The organism is Anaerovirgula multivorans, from assembly GCF_900188145.1.
Taxonomy (GTDB): domain Bacteria; phylum Bacillota; class Clostridia; order Peptostreptococcales; family Natronincolaceae; genus Anaerovirgula; species Anaerovirgula multivorans.
Window position 1 is genome coordinate 1 of the sequence record NZ_FZOJ01000077.1, and the last position, 3,676, is coordinate 3,676.

Annotated in this window: 3 protein-coding genes; all 3 read left to right on the forward strand. The window is 45.5% G+C overall.

Annotated elements, in window-relative coordinates; genetic code table 11:
* Positions 1-164 precede the first annotated feature (164 nt).
* From CHB72_RS25405 to CHB72_RS25415, 3 genes are read left to right on the forward strand one after another with little or no spacing between them, the layout of a single operon-like run.
* A complete protein-coding gene (locus CHB72_RS25405; protein ID WP_089285657.1) occupies positions 165-1,289 on the forward strand; it encodes a tyrosine-type recombinase/integrase in 1,125 nt (374 codons plus the stop codon).
* Positions 1,289-3,235: a tyrosine-type recombinase/integrase gene (locus tag CHB72_RS25410; RefSeq protein ID WP_089285658.1), complete on the forward strand. Its 1,947-nt coding sequence runs from the start codon at positions 1,289-1,291 to the stop codon at positions 3,233-3,235. Before CHB72_RS25405 ends, CHB72_RS25410 begins: the two co-directional genes overlap by 1 nt.
* The gene (locus CHB72_RS25415; protein WP_089285659.1) at positions 3,228-3,602 is read left to right on the forward strand and encodes a DUF6262 family protein; all 375 of its coding nucleotides are present in this window, start codon (positions 3,228-3,230) and stop codon (positions 3,600-3,602) included. The genes CHB72_RS25410 and CHB72_RS25415 overlap by 8 nt, the downstream gene beginning before the upstream one ends.
* Positions 3,603-3,676: the final 74 nt, after the last annotated feature.

Sequence of the window (3,676 nt, forward strand, 5' to 3'; positions counted from 1 at the left end):
GATAACTCGTGATAGTAAAATATAGTACTTATAGTACTCGAACAGATGTAATTCTTTGTTTGAGTATATACAAAACTCGTGGTCTGTACTCATAGTACTCGAAGTACTCCAACAGAAAGAAGATGATATGATTGTTCATGCAACTAAAGAAAGGAGCATGAACAATGAAAGTAATTGAACTAAAGACAGTAGAAGGAAAGGTCAGATATTATTTGGCTGATGACACAGGAGCACCGGTACCGCCAGTATTGAAATACCTGAGGTTCAAGGACAATGCCGGATATGCCAGAAACACGCTCAGAATGCATTGCATCCACCTGAAACACTTCTTCACATACCTTGGAGAAGTCGGAAAGGATTATGGGCAGGTAAACATTGATGACCTTGCGGGATTTCTGGCATGGCTGAAGAATTCAGACATTCTAAAAAAGGTAGTACTGCTCAGGTTTGAGCCGGAGCATCAGCCTCAGACAATCAATGCAATGATAGACACTGTAGTCATGTTTTACGACTATCTTCTCCGGCATGAAGGCATGGAAAATCAGCTGTCAGAAAAGCTGGTGAAGTTTGTCAGGAATCCAGGCAGAAATTACAGGAGTTTCCTTCATGGGATTGCAGAGAACAGGATGGTAAAGAGCCATATACTGAAGCTGCCGGTACCAAGGATGCAGATCCGCACTATCAGCAAAGAAGATGCCGTAAAGCTTCTTGATTCCTGCACAAATTTGAGGGATTACCTCCTGCTTTATCTCCTATTCGAAACCGGAATGCGGATCGGGGAAGCCCTTTCCCTCTGGATTGAAGATTTCGATATGGCAGGACTGAGCATCACCCTGCATGACCGGGGAGAAATGGAGAACTTAGCGGAGATCAAGACCGTATCAAGCCCCCGGAGGCTTGATTGTACGCAAGAGTTGATGGATCTATTCACAGGGTATATCTGTGAGCACCATACCGCTGAAATTCATACCAACCATGTATTTCTGAAACTCAGAGGAGGCATGGCTGGCAAGGCAATGGATTACAGGGATGTGGATAATCTCTTCCGAACTCTGCGCAAAAAGACCGGCATCAAAGTGACACCGCATATGTTCCGCCATACATCGCTCAGTCTGCTTTATTCGGCGGGATGGGAGCCGGAGATGCTTAAGCAGCGTGCAGGCCACAAAAACATTTATACGACACTGGATACCTATGTCCATCCATCAGAGGAGGAAGTGGCAAAAGCATTCAGGAAAGCATCAGAAAGCCTGAAAATGCCTTCCATGGGAAGGGAGGCTGGCCAGTAATGAGAACAGCAGCCATCGCCCAATACGGGGCATTTGATGATAAATACAGCCGAATGACGAAATACCTGTCATCGGAAGGAGGTTACTGGAAAGATAACGACAGATGGTATCTGGATGCCGACAGCTTTATGAAAGCAGGAATACCTGTGCCAAATCCAGGCCACTGGCTTCTTGCAGACTTCGGTTCATACAAGAAGGGGCGATTAAAAGAAGAAATGAAATACTTCCTTCTCCACTCCATGAAGGATGGGATTATCGAAGCCGTCAGTGTCTATCGAAACTACCGGCAGGCGATATCAAATATCGGAAGACTGCTGTCTTCAATAAGAAATGTAGAAAGTTTTAATGGACTGGACACCTGTGACAGGGAGCTGAAAGATGCAGGACTGAACAGCACGGAAAGACTCTCGTATCTGTGCTTGAAGCATAGCGTTACCAGACTGATTACGGATTACTATGGTGACCGTGATGAAATGGAGAATGATATATGGCGTGCTTCCCGCATTCCGGGTACAAAGGTATCGGCGGCAGGAAAACGCGAGAAGGTCAGCATAAGCTTCGAGAGGATACCAACCTATTATCGTGAAATGGTGAAACGCTTTATGAGCCGCCTTGTCGTCAAACGGAGCTGGTCATACTGCGTAGAGATGATGATGTATATCCGGTACTTTTCTGAGACTTTTTATGCTCACGGATATACGGACGGCTTCCTTGAGAGGCTTGCGAGACAAGATATTGAAAAATACCTGAGTTGGGTTGCCGGTGACTATGAAGGCAAAAATGCTACTTTCCGCAGCAAAGCAGTTTCGTTTATCCGTCAGTATATCGACTATATCCAGCTTGCAGAGTACCCACAGGCACCGCAGAAGGATGTAAACCGCCTGATTTTTGAAGATGACATACCAAAGCGTGAGCGGCCGGCAGACACCATGGGAAAGGTGAAATATGTACCTGAACCGGTCAGAGTGCAACTAGATGCCTGTATAAGTGAGATTGAACCCATGGAGATGATGTCGGTATACATCCTACTTCGGGAAAGCGGCTGGCGTGGAACAGATGTGCTGAATTTAAGATATAACAGCTGTCTGGAATATCTCTGGAACGGCTATGAAAAGGAGTACATCCCCTATCTGTGTGGGGAAATTACCAAGACGGGGATTCCGCTTTTGAAAATTCCCATCCGTAAAGAAGTGGCAGATATGGTGAAAAAACTTGCAAAAGAGGCGGTGGAGCGCAGCACGGATGATAACAATCCGGATAAATATCTTTTCAATACCTACGAGGGGCGCTACGAAGGGTTTCCGTTAAGCAAACCGGCATTCTCAGCAGCTGTACAGGAATTGATAGACAGGAAAGGCATCCTTGATGGGGATGGAAAGCTATACCATTTCAAAGCTCATGCCTTAAGACATACGAGGGCATTAGAATATACGGAGCAAGGAATGCCGATAGGAATTATCCAGCAGATTTTGGGGCATTGCAGTCTCCAGATGACACTGCACTATGCGAAGGTCTCTGAAAATGCGCTGTACAAGAAATGGAAGGAGACGGAGAAGCTGAACCTCCTGCACCTTGAAAGTATGCCACCTAATGCGTATAAGGGAAATGGCGAAGAAATCCGGTATGAATTTATCCGTAAAAACCTAGATGCTGTAAGAATACCTTTCGGGGTGTGCTTTAAACCCTCAAAGCTACCCTGCCGCCAACAGATAAGCCACTGCCTTGACTGTGCTAACTTCTGTACCAGCCGGGACAATATCACGGAGTATGAGAAAGAGATCGAAAGGGTCAGAGAGCAGTTGGAAATTAGCAAAATGCTCGGGAGAGGCGAATGGGAAGAAAAGAACCGGAATTATCTTGAAATCCTTAAAAGGATGCTGGCACGAATCCAGAAGGAAGGGCTGATCCATAAGAATGGAAGCCACCGGGAGGAATGCGATGGCTGATATGACGAGTAATCTTGAAGGGAGCTGGTCAAAGCGCAAAGCGGAAGCCAGGAAAAAGGCACTGGATGCAATACGGGAGATGCAGATGAAAGATGAACCAGTAAATTTCAACAGCGTACACAACCGTAGCGGAGTATCCAAGAATTATCTCTATAATGAGCCTGAAATCCGAAAAAGCATTGAAGAATGCCGGCAACAAGAAAAAAGCAGGTTAGTTGTCAGGAAAGTGAAATATGATAAAACGTCCCAATCCAAGGATGTGATTATACAAGCAAAAGAAAAACGTATAGCAAAGCTGGAGGAGGAAAATCGAAAGCTTAAGCACGAGCTTGAAGTTCTCAGGGGACTGCTATACAACACAAAGTAAGCTGTTCGAGTACATATACTCGAACAAAAAATACCGTAGTTTCGGGGCTTATAGCCCCGTGACCACGAGTTTTA